This window comes from Amycolatopsis sp. FBCC-B4732, from assembly GCF_023008405.1.
Taxonomy (GTDB): Bacteria; Actinomycetota; Actinomycetes; order Mycobacteriales; family Pseudonocardiaceae; genus Amycolatopsis; species Amycolatopsis pretoriensis_A.
In genome coordinates, this window is sequence record NZ_CP095376.1 from 9,573,580 (window position 1) to 9,597,557 (window position 23,978).

Genomic DNA, 23,978 nt, shown 5'->3' on the forward strand with positions numbered 1-23,978 from the left:
GGTCAGGCTCCTTCGGCGCCTTGGCGCAGCCAGTCGGGCGTGCGCCGCTCGGTGCGCGGGTAGCGCCGCAGCTCCTCGGCGAACGCCCCGGCGGGCGGCCGCTCCTGGAAGCCCGGGTCCTCGGTGGCGTTGAACTGCGCCTTGACCGAGTCGGGGAACTTCATCTCGTACTTCACGCTCACCCACGTGCCGCGGCCTTCGGACAGCGAGGCGGCGCGGTGGCGGCGGAGCAGGTCGAGCACCTGCTCCGGCGGGGTCCACGGGTAGACCGTGCCGGTGATCGAGTGCACGACCGCGCCCGACTCCTCGTGGTCGCCGACCGCCCGGTACTGCAGCTGGAGGTAGTCCCAGCCCGCGGGGAGCGTGAACTTCAGGTAGTCGGCGACGTTCTTCAGCAGCGCGTTGGGCTCGTCGGGCGGCTGCTCCCCGCCGGCCTCGCCCTTCACGCCCTCCCGGTACCAGGCGGGCGTCCACTCCTCGTCGCGGAAGTAGGCCTCGAAGTCCTGGTGCCAGACGTCGGCTTCGAGCGGCGGGTCCCACAGCGGGTCGAGGTCGAAGTTGTAGGAGACGCGGTACTCGCCGTCCGGCTCGATGACCAGCCGCAGCGACAGCCAGGTGCCGCGGCCGCGCACGTACTTCTTGTTGCGCAGCTCGAACAGCAGCGGGCTGACGTCGGGCGGAGGTTCCATGCGCGCGGCCGCACCGTCGGGCATCACGACGGCCAGGGAGATCTCCTCGACCGCCGCGGTCAGCCGGACGGTCATGTCGATCCGCCGCCAGCCTTCGGGAGCGGCGTCCATCAGCCAGCCGCCGATCCAGCGGACCACCTGGTCCTCGTCCGCCTCCCGCAGGTCAGGTCCGGGTGGGGGGTACCACGGGGGCTGGGTTCGGGACATTCGGGAAGCTCCTGTAGTTGTACGTGCGGGTGCCGTCGGGGTGGATTCTCTCGGACATCACGTGCAGCCGGTCGGGTGTCTCCCCGGTCGACGGCGCGTCGGCGTAGACGCGTGTCGTGCCGTGGTTGCCACCGCCCCGCTCGAACGTCTGGCGGTCGATCTCCATCTGCCGCCAGTTGTCCGGGTTGCCGACGCTGTGGTTCTGCTCGTAGAGCTGGGGAACCATGCCCATCCGGCCCTGCAGCCCACCCGACCGGTGATCGGCGGTGTGCCCGCCGCGGTTGACGGTGCTGCCCGGGTGGTCTTCCAGCCCGACGTGGCCGGTGCGCTCTTGCGGGCCGAGCCCGACCCGCTTCGTCGCCGGGCTGGTGTAGTCCGGCTCCCAGGACACGGCGGCGTTGCCGTGCTCGTCGACGTGGTAGTGCATGTTCTCGGCGCCGATCTCGTACTTGGCGCCCCGCACCGGCATGCCGTCGGGCCGGCCGGCGTGCTGGTCGTGCATCGTGTGCTGATCACCCGTCTCCGGGTTGATCATGCCGCGCTCGTTGTCGTGCCACGTCTTGATGTGCGTGAACTCCGGCGGGTTGTCACCGCTGGTGTAGAACGTGCCGTGCCACTGGTCGGTACCGTCGGGCGCCTTCGAATAGACCTCGTACCGGCTGTTGGGCTTGAGGTCCTCCGGCGGCGTGGCCCCGAACGGACCGTCACCGTTGTGGGCCGGGTCGTACCCGGTGATCCGCCGCTCCACCGGCGGCGGCGTCAACGGCGGGTCGAAGTGGTCGATGTCCAGCTCGGGACGCCCGTCCGCGTCGGTGTGGAACTCGAACTGCCCCTCACCGGTGCTGACCCGGTAGTCGACATCCCCGTGCAGGTGCGAAGCATCCGGGTTCCCGACCTCGACGCCGTTGTTCCCGACCCGCGTGTTCGGCACGTCCGCATCGATGTGCGTGATCCGCGGCGGGGTCTCACCGTTCGTGTAGACGCGGGTGAACCGCCCGTCCGGATCGGTGACCTCGTAGCGCGTGTTCGGCTCCAGGTGCCGCGGGTTCGCCGGGTCGAAGAACCGCTCGTGCCGCCCGAGCGTGACGTCCTCGTGCCGCGTGAACTCCGGCTCCCGCCAGCCCTCGCCGAGGTCGTGCATGTCCGGGTGGTCCTTGCCCCGCGCGAACGCACTGTCGGCATCGACGTCGTGCGCGTCCCCGTGGTGGCTGTCCGGCGCGAACCCGTCGTCGCCGGCCCGGTGGGTGGTGCCGTCGGGGTGGTGGGTGTTCCATTCGCCGTCGGGTGGGATGCGGGGGCGCATGCGTCCGTCGGGGCCGATTTCGTAGTCGGAGGAGAAGACGCGTCCGTGGGAGTCGGTCCAGGCGGGTTTGGTGGGTGCGGTGACGTCGGTGTCGAGTTCGCGGGAGAGGCGGTGGGCGAAGTCGTTGGAGGAGGCGTCGCAGCCGATGAGCCGGATGGGGCGGCCGTCGTAGTCGGGGTTGCGGCGGAGGATGTCGGCGAATTCTTCGGGGGTGTAGTGGTGGTCGCCGATGCGTGCGTGTCCGTCGGGGGTGACGTGGACGTCGACGGTGTAGCGGCCGTGGGGGTCGGGTGGGACGCGGTGGGGGAGGTCGCCGATGGTGGGGTCGTCGGCGTGGTAGGAGCTGCCGGCGGGGGTGTGTTCGGCGTGGCGGGCGTTGATCTGGTCGGGGGTGGGGGGTTCGGGGTCGTGGTGGTGGGGGGTGGCGTCGGGGTCGGTGGGGGTGTGGTCGTGGGGTGCGTGGGTGGTGCCGTCGGTGCTGGGGGTGTGGCCGTCGGTGCTGTGCGGGCGGGTGCCGGGGTTGGCGCCGTTGGTGCCGGGGGCGTGGCCGCCGGTCTCGGCGCCGTGCGGGCGGGTGCCGCCGTTGGTGCCGGGGGTGTGCCCGCCGGACCCGTAGCCGCCGCGGGCGGCGGGTGCGGGTGCGTCGGGTGTGCGGGGACGGCTGGTGGGCAGGTCCGCGCCGGTGCGGGGCCGTCCGGGTGCGTCGATGTGCGCGCCGGGGCTGCCCGGGGTGCCGGTCCAGCCCCCACCGCCGCCGCCGGTGCGCGGGGTCCCGCCACCGAGCCCGCCGCCACCGGGTGTGCCGCCGGGCGGCATCCCGCCACCGGCCATGGGTGCGGCGCTTTGCGGTGGGGCACCGTCCCCGCCGCGGGGTGGGGGGACGGTGCCGGGGTCGCTGGTGCGGGGGGTGGTGGGTGCGGTGCCGCTGGCGGAGGTGGTGCCGTCGGTGCGGGGAGGTGCGGCGCTGCTGGGTGTGTCGGTCCCGGCATGCGAGCCCGGCGAGGACCCGGTGTGGGTCGGCGAGGGACCGTTGTCGGCGGCGTGGGAGGGCGTGCTGCCGCGGATCGGCGAGGGACCGTTGTCAGCGGCGTGCGACGGCGTGCCGTCGCTGCCGCGGGTGGGCGAGGGGCTGCTGTCGCTTGCCCGGGAGGGTGTGTTGTCGCTGGCGTGCGAGGGAGTGCTGTCGCTGCCGCGAGTGGGCGATGGGCTGCTATCCGCACCGCGGGACGGTGTGTTGTCCCCGCCGTGCGGGGGCGTGCCGTCGCCGCCACGAGTGGGTGAGGGACTGCTGTCGCCCGCGTGCGAGGGCTCGCTGCCACGGGTCGGCGACGGGCTCGAATCGCCTGCGTGGGAAGGAGAACGCGTCGGCGAGGGACTGCTGTCGCCGGCGTGCGACGGGCTCGAATCCCCGCTGCGGGAAGGCGAATCATCACTCGACCGCGCCGCCGAGGGGCTGCCCTCCGGCGAGCCATCGCCCGCGTGCGAAGGAGCACCATCCCCGTCCGGTGAACTGGATCCGTCGCGGCTGCGGCGGGAGCCCGCATCGGGTGAGGAGTCGGTGTTCATCGGGTCCGAACTCGTCGAATCCCCGTCCGCGTGACCCGAAGCCCCGTCCCCATCGCCGGAGTGCGAACCGTCCCCGCCGGAACCCCCGTCCGGGGAATCCCCGCCGCCATGCGCACGGGTGTGGACCCCGCCCTCACCCTGGGGGATCTTGTGGACGAACCCGCCCTCCTTCACCTTCAACCCGTCCAGCCCGCTGACCTTGCCCAGGACCTTCCCGAACACCTTCGCGATCTTCTCGAAGATGTCCACCAGCTTCGACAGCAGCGGCGAGACTTTCCGGATCGTGTCGGTCAGCTTCTTGAGCAGCTCCCCGATCTTCTTGCCCCACTTCGCGATCGCCGCCGACGCCTGCGCGACCACCACCGGGGTGCCGAAACCGAGGGAGAAGACCTCCTCCATCACCCACGCGATCAGCTTGCCGACCAGGTCCGCGATCAGCTGCCGGACCGTCTCGCGGACGAACGACACCACCTGGCCCATGATCATCGTGACCGTGCTGATCGCCCCGGCCACTGTCGCCGCACCCGAGAGGGCATCGCTGTGCTCCGCGGCGAACGTGCGGTACGCGTCGGCTCCCGCGCCGGTCCAGCCGGTGGTGCCGTTCTTGACCGCGTTGTCGAAATCGGTTTTGCGCTCACCCAGTGCCTTGGACACGTTGCCCCACGTGTCGGCGTAGGACTGGATGACCGGCGGGTTCCCGGCCACGGAGTCGAGCATGTCCTTCAGCGGCTGGATGTGTTCCATCAGGAACGACGCGACTGAGGACATCAGGTACCCGAACGGGTCGATCGCGGCGCCGGCTATTTCCCCGGCCAGGGAGAGCATGCCGAGGCCGCCGGAGACCCAGTCGCCGTCTTTGATGCCGTTGAAGGCGTCCATGGAGGATTCGGCGATGCCGATGCCGCCGGCCCAGCCGTAGTCGCCGTTGCCGGCGGTGAACGCGCCGGGGCCGTCCGGGTCCTGCTTCGACTCCGCGACCAGCGGGTTGCCCTCCGGCATCAGGCGCCGTCCGTGGACTTGTTCAGGTCGTCGGCGACGCCGGATTCGTACTTGTGGTACGCCGCCGCGGCTTCGCGGACCTTGCCGGACACCGCCGTCATCGCGGCCACGGCGTCCTTGAGCGCGTCGATCCCGTACTGCTCCACCGGGTCGAGCAGCATCCGGAACGGCTGGCAGAGGATGCCGTACGCGTCCGTCGGCATGCTGACCTGGTTCGCCGCGTCGACGGCCTGCTGCAACCCGTCACCGATGGCGTCGAGCTGGTGGGCGTGCGCCGTCAGGTCGGTGCTGAGTTCCACATCCGTCATCGGTTCCCCCTCAGGAAAGGATCGGTCCGCCGAAGTCGTCGTCATCGTCGTTGTCCACCGGACGCCGGCGCCGCGGCGGCTGCGGCGGAGCAGGTGGCGCGGCCGGCGGCGGCGGGGTCCGCGGCGGCTGCTGCTCCTCGTTGTCCTCCGGCAGGAACCGGCGGACGCGGTCGGGCTCCGGGAACGCGGGTTCGGGCTCCGGCGGCGGCTGCGGGAAGGTGCTCTGCGCCTCGCGGACGATCTCCGCCGCGGCCTGGTCGCCGGTGCCCGTGGTCTCCGTCATCGCCTGCTGCAGCAGCTCCGGGATCCGCGCCTGCGCGCGCTGCACCAGCTGCATGACCTGTGCCGACACCTCGGCCATCCGCTTGCCCGACGCGGTTTCGGCGATGACGAGGTTCTTCAGCAGCCCGCGCGAATCGACGGTGACCTGCACGGTGCCGTCCTTCGACCGCTCGGTGACCGACTGGCCCTGCACGCGATCGGCCAGCGCCTGGTACCGCGCGGCGTTCTCCTCGAGCCGCTTGGTCCAGTTGTCGATCATCGCGTCGCTGGCGTCGATGCTGTCCGGCATCCCGGCCCCTTCTCTCTGCTCCACCAAACTGACGGATCCGGGCCGCCCGCGGTTCCCCGACGTGTCCCTCAAACGCGCCAAAGGCCACCATAGGGGACCCGGAGGTCCCCCACGGTGGCCTTGGCCGAGATGTGTCAGAGGTTGCCGCGGCGCTCCTGCTCGCGCTCGATCGCCTCGAACAGGGCCTTGAAGTTGCCCTTGCCGAAGCCCAGCGAACCGTGGCGCTCGATCAGCTCGTAGAAGACGGTCGGGCGGTCGCCGATCGGCTTCGTGAAGATCTGCAGCAGGTAGCCGTCCTCGTCGCGGTCGACCAGGATGCTGTGCTCCTTGAGGGTCTCGATCGACACGCGGACCTCGCCGATCCGGGCGCGCAGTTCCGGGTCCTCGTAGTACGAGTTCGGGGTGTCGAGGAACTCGACGCCGGCGGCGCGCATCGCGGTGACCGTCGCGATGATGTCGTTGGTGGCCAGCGCGATGTGCTGGCAGCCGGCGCCGCCGTAGAACTCGAGGTACTCGTCGATCTGCGACTTCTTCTTCGCCACGGCGGGCTCGTTCAGCGGGAACTTCACCCGGTGGTTGCCGTTCGAGACGACCTTGCTCATCAGCGCCGAGTACTCGGTCGCGATGTCGTCGCCGACGAACTCCGCCATGTTCACGAAGCCCATGACGCGGTGGTACCAGTCGACCCAGTAGTCCATCTTGCCGAGCTCGACGTTGCCGACGCAGTGGTCGACGGCCTGGAACAGCCGCTTCGGCGCGCCCTCGGGCCGCTTGACCGTGCTCTCGCGCGGCTCGTAGCCGGGCAGGTAGATGCCGGTGTAGCGCGACCGGTCGACCAGCGAGTGGCGGGTTTCGCCGTAGGTCGCGATCGCGGCGACGCGCACGGTGCCGTGCTCGTCGGAGACGTCGTGCGGCTCTTCGAGGATGGTCGCGCCCTGCGCGCGGGCGTGCTCGACGCACTTGTCGACGTCGGTGGTCTCCAGCGCCAGGTCGATGACGCCGTCGCCGTGCTTGCGGTGGTGGTCGAGCAGCGGCGAGTCCGGCTTCACGCCACCGGTGATGACGAACCGGGCCGAGCCGGACTTCAAGACGTAGGACTTGCGCTCGAAGTCACCGGTCTCGGGGCCCGAGTACGCGATGAGCTGCATCCCGAACGCGATCTGGTAGTACCAGGCCGTCTGGGTGGCGTTGCCCGCGATGAACACCACCGCGTCCATGGCCTTGACCGGGAACGGGTCGGTCGAGGCGTCGTGGTCCACGAGCCCGACGAGCTGACGCAGCTGGTCGTAGCTGACGTCGTCGAGGCCGCTCTGGGGGTCGGCAGTCTGGGTCATACCTCGAAGGATCACGCTTGCGAGGCAAGATGTGCAATGGTCCGAATTTTCACTGGGCAATCTGCCGAGTACTCGCCGGACATCGGCTGTCATGGTGGACAATCTGTGCATGCCCGAGAACCTCGATGCGCTGGATGCGCGACTGCTGCTCCTGCTCACCGACTCGCCGCGGCTCGGCGTGCTGGAGTGCGCGCGCCGGCTGGGGGTCGCGCGCGGGACGGTCCAGGCGCGCCTCGACCGCCTGACCGAGCGCGCCATCCTGGGCGGCTTCCCGCCGGAACTCGACCTGGCGGCGATGGGCTACGGCCTGACGGCGTTCGCGTGGCTGGAGATCGCCCAGGGCCGCCGCGCGGAGGTGACGGAGGCGCTGTCGGCGATCGACGAGGTCTGCGAGGTCCACGCGACGACCGGGCAGGGCGACCTGTTCGTGCGGATGGTGGCGCGCGGGAACGACGACCTGCAGCGGGTGATCGACGAGGTGGTGGGGGTGCCGGACGTGATCCGGACGTCGACGTCGATCGCGTTGTCGACCCCGGTACCCCCGCGGGTCCGCCCCCTGCTGGAGCGGACCGCGCGGGGCTGACCCAAGCTGCACTTTCACGTGAAAGTGCCCACCTGGGGGCCGCACTTTCACGTGAAAGTGCGGCTCTCAGGCTTCGCCGGCCACGTGGGCCAGGTAGCGGCGGGCCGAGCGCTGGACCACCTCGGAGCCGTCGGTGCGGACGATCGCGTCCCACCAGGCCCCGTAGATCGCCTCGAACCGGTATCCCGCCAGCAGTTCCGCCGCGCGGCGCACGACGTGCGGGCGCTCCGGGATCAGGTTCGGGTAGCTGTACATGAACCCGACGTGCGTCCGGTCCGGGATCACCTGCACGATGTCGCCGGACAGCAGCGCGCCCTGCCCGTCCTCGCCGTCCGGCCAGTGCAGCACGGTGCCGCCGGTGAAGTGCACGCCGAGGTTGATCAGGCGCAGGTCGTCGGCGACGTCGAGGGTCGTGCCGGACCACAGCTTCACCGCCGGGTCGGGCCTGCCGATCCACTCCTGGTCGCCTTCGTGGAGGTAGATCGGGACGTCGAACGCGTGCGCCCACTCCACCATCGTCGTGTAGTAGTGCGGGTGGCTGATCGCGATGCCGGTGATCCCGCCGAGGTCGCGGACCTGCGCCACCAGCGCGTCGTCGAGGTACGCCGCGCAGTCCCAGAGGAAGTTGCCCGAGCGCGCCCGCACCAGCAGCGCGCGTTCGCCGATCGCGAAGCCGGGGTTCGAGCCGACGCCGATGATGCCGCGGCCCTGCTCTTCGATCCGCGGCGTGTACGTGCCGCTCGAACGCAGGGCGGCGAGGTTCGTCCACTGCTGCCCGGACTGCGGGACGTACTGGCGTTCGTCCTCGCAGACCGGGCAGTCGTCACGGGCGGCGGCGTACTGCATGCCGCACGCCAGGCAGATCGGTTCGGTGCTCACAGCGAAGTCCTCCCAGAACGTGAATCCTGGGAGGACACGCTAGCGGCGCCTACTTGGTGTCGGTGTAGGGAACCGCCTTGACGAGGGTGACCTTCTGCAGCTTGCCGTTGGGCAGCTCGTACTCGCGGGACTCGCCCTCCTTGGCGCCGAGCAGGGCCTTGCCCAGCGGCGACTCCGGGGAGTAGACGTCGAGTTCGCCCTCGGCGCCCTCTTCGCGGGTGGCGAGGAGGAACTTCTCGTCCTCGTCGTCGCCCTCGTAGCGGACGGTGAGGACCTTGCCCGGGCCGGCGGTGCCGTCGTTCGCGGGCGCCTCGCCGACCTTGGCCGAGCGCAGCAGCTCCTGCAGGTGCCGGATGCGCGCCTCGGCCTGGCCCTGTTCTTCACGGGCGGCGTGGTAGCCGCCGTTCTCCTTGAGGTCGCCTTCTTCGCGGCTGTCGTTGATGCGCGCGGCGATGACCGGACGATTCTCGATCATTTCGTCGAGCTCGTGCTTGAGCCGGTCGTAGGCATCCTGGGTGAGCCAGGTCACCTTGGTGTCGCTCACGGTCACCATCTCCTCGTCGGGCCTGCCAGGCTTGCGTGTTCAAGCCGGCCCACACGGGCGTAGTTGCCCACGTGGCTGAGATAAAGGAAAAACACGGCCCGTCGTGGGCCGTGCTGAAGGGTCAGACTATCACGGCGCGACAGGTCGACGCCCGTTAATTCCGCTGGCCCTGGGCGTTGAGCGCGCGGTTCACCCCGTTGGCCGCTATGGGGTTGACAGATACCGTGGTATGTCGTACGAGCAGCCGAAGACGTCCGCGGTCACCGGTTCCCCGATGCTCTTGATCGTCGTGGTCATCCTGCTGTACTTCGCGCCGGCGGGGATCAGGAGCTCCTTGCGGCCGCTCTCGGCGCCGGTCTTGTCGCGGGCGCGCACGATGCAGACGCCCGGCTTGCCGTTGTCGTCCCGCGTCACGTTGATGGTGATTTCCATCGCGTTGCCCGGTTTCTCACTGAACGCGACGCGCTCGGCGTCGATCGGCGCGGCACCGAGGTTGACGTAGGCGACCCACGTGATCACGCCGCTGACCAGCAGGGCGATGCCCAGGAAGAGCCAGCGGCGCCAGCGTCGCGACGGCGTGGCCCGGCGTGCGCCGTACCGGCCTTCGGGCAGCGCGGGGGCTGCCGTTTTCGCCGGTCCGCTCGCCAACGCGGGGCCTCCTGCTCGTTCTTGTCGGACCCGCGGGGACAATGGAGGGGCGGGTACGGCTTCGAGTATCCGCCCGCTGGGTGGGCGGCCCGCAGGTGGGTCGCGGAATACAGGTAGAGAAGGAGTCGTTCGCAGCATGGTGGACCAGCTGACGAAGACCGCCAAGCCGCGTTTGCGCCTGATGGCCGTGCACGCGCACCCCGACGACGAGTCGAGCAAGGGCGCCGCCACGATGGCGCGCTACGCCGCCGAGGGCCACGAGGTGCTGGTCGTCACCTGCACCGGTGGCGAGGCAGGCAGCATCCTCAACCCCGCCATGGACCGCCCCGAGGTGCTGGCGAACATGTCCGAGATCCGCCGCGAGGAGATGGCCCGCGCGGCCAAGATCCTCGGGGTGAGCCAGCGCTGGCTCGGCTTCGTCGACTCGGGCCTGCCCGAGGGCGACCCGCTGCCGCCGGTGCCGGAGGGCTCGTTCGCGGTCGTGCCGCTGGAAGAGTCCACCGAGGCGCTGGTGCGCGTGATCCGGGAGTTCCGCCCGCACGTCATCACGACGTACGACGAGAACGGCGGCTACCCGCACCCCGACCACATCCGCACCCACGAGGTGTCGATGGCGGCGTGGGACGCGGCGCCGGACCCGGACCGCTTCCCCGAGGCCGGCGGGCCGTGGCAGCCGCTGAAGCTGTACTACGGGCACGGCTTCTCGCGCGCCCGGATGACGCTGTTCGACGAGGCGCTCAAGGCGGCCGGGCTCGAGTCGCCGTACACCGAGTGGCTGGCGAAGTGGGACCCGAACCGGGCCGATGTCATGGAGCGGGTGACGACCCGCGTCGAGTGCGGTGAATACTTCGAGGTGCGGGACGAGGCGCTCAAGGCGCACGCCACGCAGATCGACCCCACCAGCCGCTGGTTCGCGGTACCGCTGGAGATGCAGCGCGAGATCTGGCCGACCGAGGAGTACGAGCTGGTCAAGTCGCTGGTGGACAGCACGTTGCCGGAGGACGACCTGTTCGCCGGCATCAAGGAGAAGGTGAGTACATGAGTCTGACGCTGCCGGCCGGCGTGGCGCTTCCGGTGACCGCGTCGGCCCTGGTCCTGACGCAGCAGCCGGGCAACGGCGACAACGGCGGGCAGGGGGAGGACTTCGGCAAGTCCTCCCCGGTCGGCTTCCTGGTGCTGATCCTGTTCCTCGTGGCGGTGGCCTTCCTGGTCCGCTCGATGACGAAGCACCTGAAGCGCGTCCCGGCGAGCTTCGACGACCCGCCCGCCGCGGCCGCGCCGGAGCAGCCCGAGGTCAAGCCGGAGCAGCCGGAAGTGGCCGAGAAGCCCGTGAAGGACTCCTCGGCCACCAAGGCCGACTAGCTCAGAGCCGCGGGTCCACCGGGTCCGACTCCAGGGCGAGCACCGCGAACACGCATTCGTGGACTCGCCAGAGCGGCTCGCCCCGGGCGACGCGCTCCAGCGCCTCCAGGCCGAGCGCGTACTCGCGCAGCGCCAGCGTCCGCTTCCGGTTCAGCCCGCGCTTGCGCAGCCGGTCCAGGTTCGCCGGCAGCGTGTAGTCCGGCCCGTAGACGATCCGCAGGTACTCCCGCCCGCGCACCTTGACGCCGGGCTGGGCCAGCCCGCGCGAGCCCCGCGTGAGGTTCGCCGCGGGCTTCACGACCATCCCCTCGCCGCCGTCGGCGGTCAGCTCCGCCCACCACGAGACGCCCCGGGCCACCGACGTTTCGTCCAGCAGGTCGACCTCGAGCGTCCGGGTCGGCTGGAACCGCGGCCCGGCCAGCTTCGCCAGCCTGGACAGGTGCCAGGCGTGCGGCCGGTCGTGGTAGGCCGCCCCTTCGGACGCCAGCAGCTGGAACGGCGCCAGCCGGACGCCGTCCAGCCCCGAAGTCGGCCAGCAGTAGCGCCGGTACGCCGTCCGGTAGGCGTCCACTGTGGACGACCGCGAAGCCGTCCGCGCCAGCAGCTCCGAGACGTCGATGCCGCGCGCGGCCGCCGTCGTCAACGCGGACACCGCCGCCGGCAGCACCGCCTGGGCGGCCGCGCCGACCGACGCGTACTGGTCCGTGATCAGCGAACCCGCCTTCGCGCTCCACGGCAGCAGTTCGGCGTCGAGCAGCAGCCAGTCCGACTCCAGCTCGTCGAACAGCCCGGCCGCCGCCGAGCGCACGTCGTCCAGCAGCGAAGCGTTCTGTCCGGCCGAGAAGAACGGCCGCCCGGTCCGCGTGTACACCGCGCCGCCGCCCTCGATGCCGAACCGCCGGGCCCCGGCGTCCTCGCGGCAGACGAGCACGACGGCCCGCGAACCCATGTGCTTCTCCTGACACAGCACGGTTTGCACCCCGGCCCCGCGGTACTCGGCGAAGGCCTCCTCGGGGTGCTCCAGGTAGTCCTCCCGTGACGACGTCGAGCAGGGCGCCATCGTCGGCGGCAGGTACGCGAGCCACCGCGGGTCGACCGCGAACCGGCTCATCACCTCCAGCGCCGCCGCCGACTGCTCCGCGGAGACGCCGACCCGGCCGTGGTGCGCGGTCTGCACGATCCGCTTCCCGGTGACGTCGGTCAGCTCCAGCACCGCCGGCTCGCGCCCGCCCACCGGCCGCGAAGCGTCGAGCGGACGCGCGGGCTCGTACCAGACCTGGTGCGCCTTCACCGAGACGACCTGCCGCTCCGGGTAGCGCAGCGCGGTCAGCTTCCCGCCGAAGACGCACCCGGTGTCGAGGCACATCGTGTTGTTGACCCACTCCGGCTCGAGCGTCGGCGTGTGCCCGTAGAGCACCATCGCGGACCCGCGGTAGTCGCGTGCCCACGGCAGCCGCACCGGCAGGCCGTACTCGTCGGTCTCGCCGGTCGTGTCGCCGTAGAGCGCCATGCTGCGCACCCGGCCGGACGCGCGTCCGTGGTAGCGCTCGGGCAGTCCGGCGTGCGCGACGACCAGGTCGCCGCCGTCGAGGACGTAGTGCGCGATCAGGCCGTCGCAGAACTCGTGCGCCTGCCGCCGGAACTCCTCGCTCTGCGCGCCGAGCTGCTCGAGCGACTCCGCGAGCCCGTGCGCGGCGTTGACCTTCCGCCCGTGCAGCGCGCGCACCAGCTTCTGCTCGTGGTTCCCGCAGACGACCAGCGCGGTCCCGGCCGCGGCCATCCCCATCACGCGCCTCAGCACGCCCGGGGTGTCCGGGCCGCGGTCGACGAGGTCGCCGACGAACACCGCGGTCCGCCCGTCCGGGTGCGCGCCGTCGACGTACCCGAGCTCGGCCAGCAGCTCCTCGAGCTCGGCCGCGCAGCCGTGGACGTCGCCGATCACGTCGAACGGCCCGGTCAGCTCGCGCTTGTCGTTGCGCAGCGGCTCGACGGCGAGCTCCGCCCCGGCCACTTCGGCTTCGGACCGCAGCACGTGTACGCGCCGGAACCCCTCGCGCTCCAGCGACTTCAGCGACCGCTGCAGCTCGCCGCGCTGCCGCCGGATCACGTGGTCGCCGAATTCGCGGTCGGGCCGCGACGCGTTGCGCGCGACGCAGACGCCGAGCGGCAAGTCGAGCACGATCGCCACGGGCAGCACGTCGTGCTCCTTCGCGAGCTTCACCAGGCTCGCCCGCGAAGCGCGCTGGACGTTCGTCGCGTCGATGACGGTCGTGCGCCCGGCCGCGAGCCGCTTGCCCGCGACGTAGTGCAGCGCGTCGAAGGCGTCGGGGGACGCGGCCTGGTCGTTCTCGTCGTCGGCGACGAGCCCGCGGAAGAAGTCGCTGGAGAGCACCTGCGTCGGCGCGAAGTGCGTGCGCGCGAACGTCGACTTGCCGGAACCGGAAGCGCCGACGAGCACGACGAGCGCCATGTCGGGGACGGTCAGCTTCACGCGGCCACCTCCTCACTGGTCGTGAAGACCGCCAGCTGGGTCGGCGGTCCCGATTCCTGGTCCACCGGTCCGATCGGCAGGTACCGGACGTCGTAGCCGCGCCGGGTCGCGACGCCGTCCGCCCAGGCGCGGAACTCGGCTCGCGTCCATTCGAACCGGTGGTCGGCGTGCCGGAAATGCCCCATCGGCAGGAACTCGAACAGCCGGTTGTACTCCGCGTTGGGCGTCGTGACGACGACCGTGCGCGGCGCCGCGACACCGAACACCGCGTGTTCCAGCGCCGGCAGCCGTTCCTCGTCGACGTGTTCGACGACCTCCATCAGCACGGCGGCGTCGTACCCGGCGAGCGCCGGGTCGGCGTAGGTCAGCGCGGACTGCCGCAGCGTGACGCGGGTGTAGCCGCCCAGCCGCTTCTCGGCGATGCCGAGCGCGCCCGCGGAGACGTCGACGCCGACGATCTCGGTGAAGGACCGCTCCTTTTCGAGCACGCGCAGCAGCGCGCCGGAGCCGCAGCCGAGGTCCAGCACGCGCCGGGCGCCCGCGGCCCGCAGCACGGCGAGCACGCTGCCGTGGCGCTGCGCGGCCAGCGGCTCGGGCCGGTCCGGCACCTCGGTGACCAGCGCCTCGGCCTCCGCCGGGACGTCGTCGGCCTCGGCCAGCCGCGAAAGCGCGTAGTTCACGACCGGGCGGCGCCGCTCCAGGTAGCGGTTCGCGATGAGCTCCCGCTCGGGGTGCCCGGCGAGCCAGCCGTCACCGGCGCGCAGCAGCTTGTCGGCCTCGTCCTGGCCGACCCAGTAGTGCTTGTCGCCGTCGAGCGCGGGCAGCAGGACGTAGAGGTGCCGCAGCGCGTCGGCGACGCGCTGCGTGCCGGTCAGTGCCAGGTCGACATAGCGGCTTTCGCCCCACTGCGGGAACTCCGGATCGAGCGGGATCGGCGTGGCCGAAACGCGCCAGCCGAGCGGCTCGAACAGCTTGTGCACGACCTCGGCCCCACCGCGCGCGGACAGCGACGGCACGCGGACCTCGAGGTCGAAGAGCTCGTCGACCAGCTCGGGCCGCGCGGCGCAGCGGCCCGCGAGCGCCGTGGTGAACGCCGCCCGCAGCGCGACCGCGAGGTGCGAGCCGCCGGCGTAGGGCCGGTCGTTGACGTACTGAGTCAGCGACGTCCCGCCACCGCGGACGAGCCCGACCGGGTCGATCTCCGCGAACAACGCGGCGGTGCACCGCTCCGGCCCGGCTTCGGGGTAGAAGACGTGCGCGGTACCGGCCGACAGCGCGACCGCCTGCGCCTTCTCGGGGTGCTTGTGGAGCACGTAGCCCAAGTCGGTGGCGGGGTTCCGGGTCGTCGTGATGGTCAGCAGCACCCGCCCAGTGTGGCCGAGCCGCCGGTGCGTGCGCGCCCGCTTTTCCGGGGTGCGACCCTGAAGGCATGAACCGCCTCGCCAGCGCGACCAGCCCGTACCTGCTCCAGCACGCGGACAACCCGGTCGAGTGGTGGCAGTGGGGCCCGGACGCGCTGGCCGAGGCGCGGCGGCGGAACGTGCCGATCCTGCTTTCCGTCGGGTACGCCGCCTGCCACTGGTGCCACGTCATGGCGCACGAGTCGTTCGAAGACGCCGAGACGGCCGCGGTGATGAACGCGGGCTTCGTCAACATCAAGGTCGACCGCGAGGAGCGGCCGGACATCGACGCGGTGTACATGGCCGCGACGCAGGCGATGACCGGGCAGGGCGGCTGGCCGATGACCTGCTTCCTGACCCCGGACGGCGAGCCGTTCCACTGCGGCACCTACTACCCGCCGTCGCCGCGGCCGGGCATGCCGTCGTTCCGGCAGCTGCTGGCCGCCGTCGCCGAGGCGTGGGGCGAGCGGCCGGACGAACTGCTGGAAGGCGCGAAGCAGATCGTCGCGCACCTCGCGGAGCAGACCGGCCCGCTCCAGGAGTCCGTTGTGGACGAAGAGGTGCTCGCCGGCGCGGTCGCGAAGCTGGCGCAGGAGGCGGACCCGGTCAACGGCGGGTTCGGCCGCGCGCCGAAGTTCCCGCCGTCGATGGTGCTCGAGTTCCTGCTGCGCCACCACGAACGGACGGGCTCGCCGGTCGCGCTGTCCCTGGCGGACAAGACGGCCGAGGCGATGGCCCGCGGCGGCCTGTACGACCAGCTGGCCGGCGGGTTCGCGCGCTACTCCGTGGACGCGGAGTGGCTCGTGCCGCACTTCGAGAAGATGTTGTACGACAACGCTTTGCTGCTCGGTTTCTACGCGCACCTCGCACGCCGGACCGGCTCGGCCACGGCGTCGCGCGTGGCCACCGGGACCGCGGAGTTCCTCTTCGAGAGCCTGCGGACGCCGGAAGGTGGCTTCGCGTCTTCGCTGGACGCGGACACCGACGGCGTCGAAGGCTTGACGTACGTCTGGACGCCGGCGCAGCTGCGCGAGGTTCTCGGCGACGACGCCGTGGCCGCGGCCGAGCTGTTCGGCGTCACCGAGGAAGGGACCTTCGAGCACGGCTCGTCGACGCTGCGCCTGTTCGGCGACCTGCCGGAGTCGATCCGGGTTCCCCTGCTGGCGGCGCGGAACCTGCGGCCGCAGCCGGGCCGGGACGACAAGGTGATCGCGTCCTGGAACGGACTGGCGATCAAGGCGCTGGCCGAGGCGGGCGTGGCGCTGGATCGTCCACAGTGGATCGACGGCGCGGTCGAGGCGGCCGGACTCCTGCTGCGCGTGCACGTCGTCGACGGGCGCCTTCGCCGCAGTTCGCGCGACGGCGTCGTCGGCGAATCCGCCGGGGTGCTCGAGGACTACGCCTGCGTCGCCGACGGATTCCTGGCCCTGCACCAGGCGACCGGGGCGGCGAAGTGGCTCACCGAGGCGACGCGGCTGCTCGACCTCGCGCTGGCGCACTTCGCGTCCCCGGACGTCCCCGGCGCGTACTTCGACACCGCCGACGACGCCGAGACGCTGGTCCAGCGCCCGGCCGACCCGGGCGACAACGCCAGCCCGGCGGGGGCGTCCGCGCTGGCGGGCGCGTTGCTGACGGCGTCCGCGCTCGCGGGGCACGCCGACGCGGGCCGGTACCGCGAGGCCGCCGAGCAGGCGCTTCGCCGCGTCGGCGTGCTGGCCACGCGGGTGCCGCGGTTCGCCGGGCACTGGCTGGCGGTCGCCGAAGCCCTGCAGGCCGGCCCGGTGCAGGTCGCGGTGGTCGGCGCGGACCCGGCGCTGCGCCTGGCCGCGGCGCGGGGCGTGCACGGCGGCGGCATCGTGCTGGCGGGCGAGCCGGACGCGCCCGGCGTCCCGCTGCTGGCCGACCGGCCCCTGGTCGACGGCGGTGCGGCGGCCTACGTCTGCCGCGGGTACGTCTGCGACCGGCCGGTCACGTCGGCGGAGGCGTTGACCGCTCAGCTCTGATCGCCCTGGGTGAACGCGTCCCTGTTGGTCTTGTATTCGGCGTAGCGTCAGCAGTGTTGTAATCATGTAATCGCGGAGGTGGCGACCATGGGACGAGGCTGGCGAGGTAGCCGGGGCTGGCAGCAGGGCGAAGTGCCTTCGGCGGAGGACGCGGCGGCCTGGTTCGGCGGGCGCCTGCCCGACGGCTGGTTCACCGGAGCCCCGGAAGTGACGGTCGACCGCGAGGAGATCATCGTGGTCGGCGAGCTGCCGGCGCTGGGCGAAGAGCACGCCGACGACGCGGCCCGCGCGGCGGCCGAGGAGGGCCGGATCAGCCGGTTCCGCGAGGAGACGCGCGACGAGCGCATCGAGATCGCGCGTCAGGCGGAGCACCGCTACCAGCGCAAGGTGGCGTGGGGTGCCCGGCTCGGCGGGACGACGGCGCTGTTCACGACGCATTCGGCGCCGGTGATGACGCGGCTGCGGCAGCCGGAGCGGCTGGTGCTGGACACGCTGGTGGACGCGGGTGTCGCGCGTTCGCGGTCGGACGCGCTGGCGTGGGCGGTCCGGCTGGTCGGCGAGCACGCCGACAGCTGGCTGGGCGAGCTGCGCGAGGCGATGAGCAAGGTCGACGACCTGCGCTCGAAGGGCCCCGACCTGGCGTGAAGAAGTCCACGTTTAGGGGTCTGCCCCCGTTCTGAACCTGCGGGGCCGACGGGGCTGCGGCAGGCTTACTACCAACGAGTAGGAAGCCTGCCGTCAGTCCTTTCCGGAGGTAGCCGTGGACGTCCCCGAAGTACCGTCGAAAGTGGACCCGGACTCGCTGACCGCCGTTCTCGACGGTCGCTGGGCCGAGCTGCGCCGCGGGGTGCGGGCGCAGATGACCGACACGGAGTTCCGGGACCCGGTCGACCTCGGCACCGAACCGCACCGCGCGCAGGTGCTCGACCAGCTGCGCGCGCTCGCCGCGACGGACCGGCCCGGCCTGGGCTTCGACCCGGCGTACGGCGGCGGTGGCGACGTCGGCGGCTCGGTCACGTCGTTCGAGATGCTGGGCTACGGCGACCTGTCGCTGATGGTCAAGGCCGGTGTCCAATGGGGACTCTTCGGCGGTGCCGTCCAGCTGCTCGGCACCGAGCGGCACCACGAGCGGTACCTGCGCTCGATCATGAACCTCGACCTGCTGGGCTGCTTCGCGATGACCGAACACGGTCACGGCTCCGACGTCCAGCACCTGCGCACGACGGCGACGTACGCCGACGGCGAGTTCGTCGTGCACACGCCGGACCACATGGCGCAGAAGGAATACATCGGCAACGCGGCCCGCGACGGCCGGATGGCGGTGGTGTTCGCGCAGCTGATCACCGGCGGCGAGTCGCGGGGCGTGCACGCGTTCATGGTGCCGATCCGGGACGCCGAAGGAAAACCGCTGCCCGGCGTGTCCATTGAGGACTGCGGCCTGAAGGCGGGTCTGAACGGCGTCGACAACGGGCGGCTCAGCTTCGACAACGTCCGCGTCCCGCGTGAGGCCTTGCTGAACCGCTTCGGCGACGTCGACGAGAACGGGACGTACTCGAGCCCGATCGAAAGCGACAGCCGCCGGTTCTTCACCATGCTGGGCACGCTGATCCGCGGCCGGGTGAGCGTCGGCGGCAGCGCGGGCAGCGCGACGAAACGCGCGCTGGCGCTGGCGATCCGCTACGGCGAGCACCGCCGCCAGTTCCTGACGCCGGACGGCGAGGAGGTCGTCATCCTCGACTACCTCGCCCACCAGCGGAAACTGCTGCCGGCGCTGGCGAAGACGTACGCGCTGCACTTCGCGCAGGAGGAGCTGGTGTCGAAGCTGCACGACATCGACTCGTCGGCGCCGGAGGAGGAGCAGCGCGAGCTGGAGTCGCGCGCGGCCGGCATGAAGGCCCTCAACACCTGGCACGCGACGGCGACGATCCAGGCGGCGCGCGAGGCCTGCGGCGGTTCGGGCTACCTGGCGGAGAACCTGCTGCCCGGCATGAAGGCCGACACCGACGTCTTCACGACGTTCGAGGGCGACAACACGGTGCTGCTGCAGCTGGTCGCGAAGGGGCTCCTGACCAGCTACAAGGAGGACTTCCAGGACCTCTCGCCGCTGGCGACCGCGCGGTTCTTCACCGACCAGGTGGTGAGCGCGATCCTGGAACGGACTTCCGTGCGCAAGGCGCTCGAGTCGCTGACCGAGGGGTCCGACGCGGACGTCTTCTTCCGCCGCGAGTGGCAGCTCCGGCTCTTCGAGGACCGCGAGGAACACGTCGTGGAGGGCGTGGCGAAACGCCTGCGCAAGGCGGCTTCGGACCCGTTCGGGGTGTTCAACTCGGCGCAGGACCACGTGCTGCGCGCCGGCCGCGTCCACGTCGAACGCCTGATCCTCTCGGCGTTCGTGGCGGCGATCGAGCGCTGCGAAGACCCCGACGCCCGCGCGCTGCTGGAGCGGGTCTGCGACCTGTACGCGCTGTCGGCGATCGAAGAGGACCTGGCCTGGTTCCTGGGTCACGGGCGCCTGACGGCGTCGCGCGGGAAGGCCGTCACCGCGGCGGTGAACGGCCTGTGCGCCCAGCTGCGCCCGCACGCTCGGACGCTGGTGGACGCGTTCGCGATCCCGGAGCAGTTCCTGGCGGCGCCGATGCTGAAGTGAGGGCTGGGCGTCGGGCGCACGAAGGTCGGTTTCCCGGCGACGTCCGAACTCCGCATCTCCCGCCTCGAGCACGCGAAGTCGTGACCGCGGAGGTGGCCGGTATCGGGGACCGGCCACCCCCGCGGCGGTCTAGCGGCGGCGCTTGCCGTTGTCGTCGGTGATCTCGAACTGCTCCTTGCGCACCTTGCCGGAGACGGTCTCCTCCTCGGTGACCGACTCGGCTCGCAGCCGCACCCGCTCGACCGGCACGGTTTCCTTGCGCACCACGGGTTTCTCGGCGTGCAGGACGAGGTCCTGCTCGGCCTCGCCGATCTCCACCTCGCCGCCGGCGGCCTCGGTGATCGGCTCGCGTTCGATGCGGACTTCTTCGTGCCGCACCGGAACGGTGACCTGCTGCTCCTCGGTGACGACGTACTTGCGCAGCCGGACGTGCCCGGTCTCGACCTGCTCGGTCCCGACGTTCAGCCGTTCCTCGGAGCGGGTCATGCTGTCCTTGGCGTCCCTGCCGGCCCGGCCCTTGGCCTGCTGCCGCTCACCCGCGCGGCCGGTCTCGCCCGTGCGGCCGTCGCCGGTGCGGCCCTGGCCCGCGGGCATCCGGCCGTCGGGTGACGTGCGGGGCACGGGCAGCCCGTAGTGGCGGTAGAGCTGGGTGCTCTCCTCGGGGGAGAGGTGCCCGTCGGCGTCGATGCGGGGCGCGTCGGAAACGCTGTCCTTGTCGACCTGGACGTGGACGCCGTCGCGGTCGGTGTGCGCGCCGGAGAGCGGGACGAAGCTTTCCTTGGTGCCGAAGAGCCCGGTCTTGACGGTGATCCACTCCGGCTGGTGCGTCGCGTCGGCGAGGTAGACGTTGCCGACCTTCCCGAGCTTGTTGCCGTCCGGGTCGACCACGGCACTGTCGATGAGCTCCTGGGGTTCCATGGTCTTGGCCATCTCGGTGCGGCTCCTTTCGCGCATTGGGTCTTGGGTGCAACCACCGTCGAACGCGCCGCCGCTCACGGCAACCGTCGTGGTGTCCCCGTGGGTGACCGCCGAAAGTGATCGTTTGAAGGCGTCCCGATTGGCCACGACCGAGGTGTCGCCACAGGTCGGGAGGCTGTCGCCGGCGTGATCGAGCGGGTCCGGGATGACGCGAAGGTGTGGATGTGACCGGCGCCACTTCGCCCGCTGTCACAACCTCGCGGCCGTGGTCGTCATGGCTGTGAAACCGGAACACGGAAGGGAAGAACGATGGAAGCGCGCCTCAACATGTTCGAGAACGAGATCACGGCCAAGTTCGTCAAGCGCCTGATCGCGGCGTCCCGCCCGGTCGAGGAGTCCTCCCTGCCGAAGGCGACGCAGGAGCTGGTGAAGATCCGCGCGAGCCAGATCAACGGCTGCGGAATGTGCCTCGACATGCACACGAAGGACGCGGCGGCGAACGGCGAAACAGCGGTCCGCCTGGCGATGGTGGCGGCCTGGCGCGAAGCGGTGGTGTTCACGGAGCCGGAGCGAGCGGCCCTGGCCCTGACGGAGGAGGCCACCCGCTTGGCGGACGCCCACCAGGGCGTCAGCGACGCGACGTGGCAGGAGGTCCGCAAGCACTTCGACGACGAGCAGATCGGCGCGCTGATTTCACTGGTGGCGATGATCAACGCGTGGAACCGCTTGAACGTGATCGTCCAGAACCCCGCGGGCGAGTACCAGCCGGGCATGTTCGGCTGAAGCCGGTCCCGACGAGGGGTCTCGTTCGCTGGGGAGTGCGAGCGAGGCCCCTTTCGCCGTGCGCGCACAATGGAGTCCGGACAAAGACGAGCCACGGGGGGCTTCGTGCCGCGACGAGAACGACCGCTGGAGCCGACCGAAGACGGCTTGGCCCGGTTCGCGGCCGAGCTGCGGGCCTTGCGAGTCCAGGCGGGCACCCCGACCTACCGGGAGCTGGCGCGGCGCGCGCACTACTCGTCCACGACGCTGTCCGACGCCGCGGGCGGGCGGCGGCTCCCGACGCTGCCGGTGACCGTGGGCTACGTCCGGGCGTGCGGCGGGGACGTCGAGGCCTGGGAACGGCGGTGGCACGAGACCGCCGCGGAGCTGGCGCCCGAAGACCCGGAGACCGCTCCCGGGGAGCAGTCCCCCTACGTGGGCTTGGCGGCGTTCCAGACCGGGGACGCCGACCGCTTCTTCGGTCGTGACCGGCTGGTTGACGACCTGCTCGACCGGTTGTCGCGCCGCCCTCTGGTGGCGGTGTTCGGCTCCTCGGGCGCCGGCAAGTCCTCGCTCCTGCGGGCCGGCCTGATCCCGCGGCTGACCGGCGAGCACGTCTTCTTCACGCCGGGAGCGCACCCCCTGCGCGAGTACGCCGCCCAGCCGGCGGGACGCGACCGCGTGGTCGTGGTCGACCAGTTCGAAGAGTGCTTCACGCTGTGCGCCGATCCCGCCGAGCGAGCGGAATTCCTCTCGGAGCTGGTCGGCTCGGCCGTGGACGGCACCCGGGTGGTCCTCGGGATCCGGGCGGACTTCTACGAGCACTGCGCCTTCCACGAGGATTTGGCCGACGCGCTGACCGACGCCCAGATCCTGATCGGCCCGATGCGCCCGGACGAGCTGCGGGACGCGATCGTCCGCCCGGCCGCCGCGGCCGGCTGCGCGGTCGACACCGCACTGGTCACGAGGCTGGTCGCCGAGGCGACCAGCCAGCCCGCGGCGTTGCCGCTGTTGTCGCACGCGCTGCGGGAAACCTGGCGGCGCCGGAGCGGCATCCGCCTGACCCTCGAAGGCTACGAGCGCACGGGCGGCATCGAGCACGCGCTGGCCCGCACAGCGGAAGCGACGTACGACAGCTTGACCCCGGTGCAACGGGAGACGCTGCGGCACCTGTGCCGCCGCCTGGTCGCGTCGGAAATCGGTTCTCCCGTGGTGAAACGGCGGGTCGCGCGCGACGAGCTGGGCGACGAACCCGTTGTGCGCGAAGTCCTGGACCACCTCGCCGCGGCGCGCCTGGTCAGCCTCGACCGCGACAGCGTGGAGCTGACCCACGAAGCACTGCTGCGGCACTGGCCGCGGCTGCAGGACTGGCTCGCCGAAGACCGCGAAGGCATGCAGGTCCACCGCCGCCTGGCCCGGGCCGCGGGCGAATGGGAGACGTTCGACCGCGACCCGGGCGCCCTCTACCGCGGCGCGCGCCTGGACGCCGCCCTGACGTGGCGCGCGGGCAACGAGACGAGCTTGAACGGCGTCGAGCGCGCGTTCTTGGCGGCCGCGACCGCGCTGAGGGACGGCGAGCGGAACGCCGAGCGCCACCGGGCGAACCGCCGTCGCCTGCTGACGACGATCGTCGCGATCCTGGTCGTGCTCATCGCGGCCATCACGGCGTACGGCGTGTCCGCCCGGCACCAAGCGGCGGAGCAGGCAGCACTGGCGACCTCGCAGCGCATGGTGTCGCAAGGCCGTGGCTTCCTCGTGACGGACTCGGCCGAGGCCGCGCGCCTCGCGCTGGCGGCGTACCGGATCGCCCCGACCGACGAAGCCCGTGACCTGGTGCTGAGCGCGGCCGCGGCCAGCGACCGCATCGACTTCTCGACCACCATCCGGGACGCCACGCTCAGCCGCGACGGCCGCTCGCTCGCGTTCACCACGGTGGCGGCCGTGCAGGTGTGGGACGTGCCGCACTACCGCCGCCTGGCCACCATCCCCGGCGACCTGGGTCCCCAACCGGCGATCGCGTTCAGCCCGGACGGCCGCTGGCTGACGGTGTCGCGACCGCGCAACGTCGTCGAGCTGTTCGACGTGGCGAACCTGGCCGCGCCGACCGCCACGTTCCCGGACGCCGAGAGCGCCCGCATCGACCCCACGGGAAGGGTTCTGGCGCTTCGCGCGGACGGGCACCCCACCCGCCTGCTGGCGATCGACCACGTCGACGCGCCCAGGCAACTCGCCGAGCTGCCCCCGACCAGATCGGTCACCTTCGGCCCGGACGGCCACACGGTGTTCACCGGCCTGCAGGAGGGGGACACGGCGTCGATCCAGGTCTGGAGCTTGGCGGACGAGGCCCGCCTGACCACGACGTGGCGCGGAATCGGCAACGTGGTCTTCGACGCGGCCCAGGGATTCATGGCGATCGCCGACGTCTACGGCGACGAGCAGTTGCGGTTGTGGGACACGAGCAACGTCCTCGAGCCCCGCGAGCTGGGCACGCTACCGCTGCCCCCGAGCAGCATCCAGACGGCGGTCTTCGACCCGGGAGCGCGGAAGCTGGCGGTGAACGACCGCAGCACAACGGTCCGGATCATCGACCTGACCGACCCCCACCACCCACGCCTGGATGCGTCCCTGTCCGGGCACCTGGCCCCGATCCACGCGATGACGTTCCTGCCGGACGGACGCCTGTTGAGCGCGGGGGCGGACGGGACAGCGCGCCCGTGGAACCTGGACTTCGACGCGGTCACTGCCCACATGCGACGGTAAGACC

The 23,978-nt window shown here is 71.5% G+C and carries 19 protein-coding genes; 8 read left to right on the plus strand and 11 right to left on the minus strand.

The genetic code is table 11. From position 1 onward, the window contains the following. Positions 1–2: 2 nt before the first annotated feature. The 5 genes from MUY14_RS43720 to hppD form a co-directional block, all read right to left on the minus strand. Positions 3–896 carry a hypothetical protein gene (locus MUY14_RS43720; RefSeq protein ID WP_247018649.1) on the minus strand — a complete coding sequence of 298 codons (894 nt, stop codon included), beginning with the start codon at positions 894–896 and terminating at the stop codon, positions 3–5. Then, complete coding sequence (locus tag MUY14_RS43725; RefSeq protein ID WP_247018652.1) at positions 853–4,764, minus strand: hypothetical protein; 3,912 nt, start codon at positions 4,762–4,764, stop codon at positions 853–855. Before MUY14_RS43725 ends, MUY14_RS43720 begins: the two co-directional genes overlap by 44 nt. Continuing rightward, positions 4,764–5,072 carry a type VII secretion target gene (locus MUY14_RS43730; protein ID WP_247018654.1) on the minus strand — a complete coding sequence of 103 codons (309 nt, stop codon included), beginning with the start codon at positions 5,070–5,072 and terminating at the stop codon, positions 4,764–4,766. Before MUY14_RS43730 ends, MUY14_RS43725 begins: the two co-directional genes overlap by 1 nt. Positions 5,073–5,082: 10 nt before the next feature. Beyond that, positions 5,083–5,643, minus strand: coding sequence for a YbaB/EbfC family nucleoid-associated protein (locus tag MUY14_RS43735; RefSeq protein ID WP_247018656.1), 561 nt, complete (start codon positions 5,641–5,643; stop codon positions 5,083–5,085). A gap of 134 nt (positions 5,644–5,777) precedes the next feature. Continuing rightward, positions 5,778–6,977 (minus strand): 4-hydroxyphenylpyruvate dioxygenase, encoded by a 1,200-nt coding sequence (gene hppD / locus MUY14_RS43740; protein ID WP_247018658.1) that lies wholly within the window; start codon positions 6,975–6,977, stop codon positions 5,778–5,780. 109 nt (positions 6,978–7,086) lie between these two features. Here hppD and MUY14_RS43745 point away from each other — a divergent pair, with 109 nt between their 5' ends. Further along, on the plus strand, positions 7,087–7,560 hold the full coding sequence (locus MUY14_RS43745; protein WP_247018660.1) for an Lrp/AsnC family transcriptional regulator: 474 nt from the start codon (positions 7,087–7,089) through the stop codon (positions 7,558–7,560). 66 nt (positions 7,561–7,626) lie between these two features. Here the strand turns inward: MUY14_RS43745 and MUY14_RS43750 are convergent, their stop codons facing one another. From MUY14_RS43750 to MUY14_RS43760, 3 genes are all read right to left on the minus strand, one after another. Continuing rightward, positions 7,627–8,439, minus strand: coding sequence for an MBL fold metallo-hydrolase (locus MUY14_RS43750; protein ID WP_247018661.1), 813 nt, complete (start codon positions 8,437–8,439; stop codon positions 7,627–7,629). 49 nt (positions 8,440–8,488) lie between these two features. Continuing rightward, positions 8,489–8,992, minus strand: a complete 504-nt coding sequence (greA, locus tag MUY14_RS43755; protein WP_247018662.1) for a transcription elongation factor GreA — start codon at positions 8,990–8,992, stop codon at positions 8,489–8,491. 195 nt (positions 8,993–9,187) lie between these two features. Continuing rightward, positions 9,188–9,631 (minus strand): DUF4307 domain-containing protein, encoded by a 444-nt coding sequence (locus MUY14_RS43760; protein WP_247018664.1) that lies wholly within the window; start codon positions 9,629–9,631, stop codon positions 9,188–9,190. Positions 9,632–9,767: 136 nt separating this feature from the next. Between MUY14_RS43760 and mca the strand changes: the two genes are divergently transcribed. Beyond that, positions 9,768–10,673, plus strand: coding sequence for a mycothiol conjugate amidase Mca (gene mca, locus MUY14_RS43765; protein ID WP_247018667.1), 906 nt, complete (start codon positions 9,768–9,770; stop codon positions 10,671–10,673). Beyond that, the gene (locus tag MUY14_RS43770; protein ID WP_247018669.1) at positions 10,670–10,993 is read left to right on the plus strand and encodes a hypothetical protein; all 324 of its coding nucleotides are present in this window, start codon (positions 10,670–10,672) and stop codon (positions 10,991–10,993) included. The genes mca and MUY14_RS43770 overlap by 4 nt, the downstream gene beginning before the upstream one ends. Before the next feature lies 1 nt (position 10,994). Here MUY14_RS43770 and MUY14_RS43775 read toward each other — a convergent pair whose 3' ends face one another. Further along, on the minus strand, positions 10,995–13,484 hold the full coding sequence (locus MUY14_RS43775; RefSeq protein WP_247018671.1) for a polynucleotide kinase-phosphatase: 2,490 nt from the start codon (positions 13,482–13,484) through the stop codon (positions 10,995–10,997). After that, positions 13,481–14,848 (minus strand): 3' terminal RNA ribose 2'-O-methyltransferase Hen1, encoded by a 1,368-nt coding sequence (locus MUY14_RS43780; protein ID WP_247018673.1) that lies wholly within the window; start codon positions 14,846–14,848, stop codon positions 13,481–13,483. Before MUY14_RS43780 ends, MUY14_RS43775 begins: the two co-directional genes overlap by 4 nt. 65 nt (positions 14,849–14,913) lie before the next feature. Between MUY14_RS43780 and MUY14_RS43785 the strand changes: the two genes are divergently transcribed. From MUY14_RS43785 to MUY14_RS43795, 3 genes are all read left to right on the plus strand, one after another. Then, positions 14,914–16,887, plus strand: a complete 1,974-nt coding sequence (locus tag MUY14_RS43785; protein ID WP_247018675.1) for a thioredoxin domain-containing protein — start codon at positions 14,914–14,916, stop codon at positions 16,885–16,887. A gap of 87 nt (positions 16,888–16,974) precedes the next feature. Next, the gene (locus MUY14_RS43790) at positions 16,975–17,532 is read left to right on the plus strand and encodes a hypothetical protein (RefSeq protein ID WP_247018677.1); all 558 of its coding nucleotides are present in this window, start codon (positions 16,975–16,977) and stop codon (positions 17,530–17,532) included. A 115-nt stretch (positions 17,533–17,647) separates the two neighbouring features. After that, positions 17,648–19,534 (plus strand): acyl-CoA dehydrogenase, encoded by a 1,887-nt coding sequence (locus MUY14_RS43795; protein ID WP_247018679.1) that lies wholly within the window; start codon positions 17,648–17,650, stop codon positions 19,532–19,534. A 129-nt stretch (positions 19,535–19,663) separates the two neighbouring features. Here MUY14_RS43795 and MUY14_RS43800 read toward each other — a convergent pair whose 3' ends face one another. Continuing rightward, positions 19,664–20,464, minus strand: coding sequence for a DUF2382 domain-containing protein (locus MUY14_RS43800; RefSeq protein ID WP_247018680.1), 801 nt, complete (start codon positions 20,462–20,464; stop codon positions 19,664–19,666). A gap of 297 nt (positions 20,465–20,761) precedes the next feature. Between MUY14_RS43800 and MUY14_RS43805 the strand changes: the two genes are divergently transcribed. Together MUY14_RS43805 and MUY14_RS43810 are read left to right on the plus strand one after the other, a co-directional pair. Then, positions 20,762–21,235, plus strand: coding sequence for a carboxymuconolactone decarboxylase family protein (locus tag MUY14_RS43805; protein WP_247018683.1), 474 nt, complete (start codon positions 20,762–20,764; stop codon positions 21,233–21,235). 105 nt (positions 21,236–21,340) lie between these two features. After that, the gene (locus tag MUY14_RS43810) at positions 21,341–23,974 is read left to right on the plus strand and encodes a helix-turn-helix domain-containing protein (protein WP_247018685.1); all 2,634 of its coding nucleotides are present in this window, start codon (positions 21,341–21,343) and stop codon (positions 23,972–23,974) included. Positions 23,975–23,978: the final 4 nt, after the last annotated feature.

Excerpts from the sequence above, each read along its gene's own strand:
- MUY14_RS43770 (WP_247018669.1), top strand. The coding sequence starts at position 10,670 with ATGAGTCTGACGCTGCCGGCCGGCGTGGCGCTTCCGGTGACCGCGTCG.
- MUY14_RS43720 (WP_247018649.1), bottom strand. The coding sequence starts at position 896 with ATGTCCCGAACCCAGCCCCCGTGGTACCCCCCACCCGGACCTGACCTG.
- hppD (WP_247018658.1), bottom strand. The coding sequence starts at position 6,977 with ATGACCCAGACTGCCGACCCCCAGAGCGGCCTCGACGACGTCAGCTAC.
- MUY14_RS43800 (WP_247018680.1), bottom strand. The coding sequence starts at position 20,464 with ATGGCCAAGACCATGGAACCCCAGGAGCTCATCGACAGTGCCGTGGTC.
- greA (WP_247018662.1), bottom strand. The coding sequence starts at position 8,992 with ATGGTGACCGTGAGCGACACCAAGGTGACCTGGCTCACCCAGGATGCC.
- MUY14_RS43725 (WP_247018652.1), bottom strand. The coding sequence starts at position 4,764 with ATGCCGGAGGGCAACCCGCTGGTCGCGGAGTCGAAGCAGGACCCGGAC.
- MUY14_RS43805 (WP_247018683.1), top strand. The coding sequence starts at position 20,762 with ATGGAAGCGCGCCTCAACATGTTCGAGAACGAGATCACGGCCAAGTTC.
- MUY14_RS43745 (WP_247018660.1), top strand. The coding sequence starts at position 7,087 with ATGCCCGAGAACCTCGATGCGCTGGATGCGCGACTGCTGCTCCTGCTC.
- MUY14_RS43790 (WP_247018677.1), top strand. The coding sequence starts at position 16,975 with ATGGGACGAGGCTGGCGAGGTAGCCGGGGCTGGCAGCAGGGCGAAGTG.
- MUY14_RS43735 (WP_247018656.1), bottom strand. The coding sequence starts at position 5,643 with ATGCCGGACAGCATCGACGCCAGCGACGCGATGATCGACAACTGGACC.
- MUY14_RS43785 (WP_247018675.1), top strand. The coding sequence starts at position 14,914 with ATGAACCGCCTCGCCAGCGCGACCAGCCCGTACCTGCTCCAGCACGCG.
- mca (WP_247018667.1), top strand. The coding sequence starts at position 9,768 with ATGGTGGACCAGCTGACGAAGACCGCCAAGCCGCGTTTGCGCCTGATG.
- MUY14_RS43730 (WP_247018654.1), bottom strand. The coding sequence starts at position 5,072 with ATGACGGATGTGGAACTCAGCACCGACCTGACGGCGCACGCCCACCAG.